The organism is Clostridium boliviensis, from assembly GCF_033342255.1.
Classification (GTDB): domain Bacteria; phylum Bacillota; class Clostridia; order Lachnospirales; family Lachnospiraceae; genus Lacrimispora; species Lacrimispora boliviensis.
Genome location: NZ_JAWONS010000034.1, coordinates 1 through 414 on the forward strand (window position 1 = coordinate 1; position 414 = coordinate 414).

The window sequence follows — 414 nt, forward strand, 5'->3', positions numbered from 1 at the left end:
CTTGCCAAAACCGCGGAAATCGGATACTTAATAGCTTATTCACGCAAATTGGAGGGAGGGCACATTGTTGCTGGCTTTGGTTCACGGATTCATTTTGGCGTTGGGTCTCATTCTGCCGCTGGGTGTGCAAAACGTGTTTATCTTTAACCAGGGGGCCGTGCAGCCCCGGGTGATGCGCGCGATGCCGGCCGTATTGACGGCTACCTCTTGTGATGCGCTGCTCATCCTGCTTGCGGTGGCCGGGGTTTCCGTGGTGGTGCTGTCGGTGAGCTGGCTGCGCTATGCCCTTTTCATCGTCGGCGTGCTCTTTCTTCTGTATATGGGCTGGGTTACTTGGCGGAGTCCGGAGGATTCCCCGGAGAAGCTACAGGAAAGGGCGGCCCTTTCTCCGAAGCAACAGGTGGTGTTTTCCAC

General features: G+C 56.5%; 1 protein-coding gene. It reads left to right on the forward strand.

Annotated elements, in window-relative coordinates; all coding sequences use genetic code 11:
- Nucleotides 1-67 precede the first annotated feature (67 nt).
- The coding region (locus RZO55_RS02130) for a LysE/ArgO family amino acid transporter (protein ID WP_318062659.1) at nt 68-414 on the forward strand (347 nt) is incomplete at its 3' end.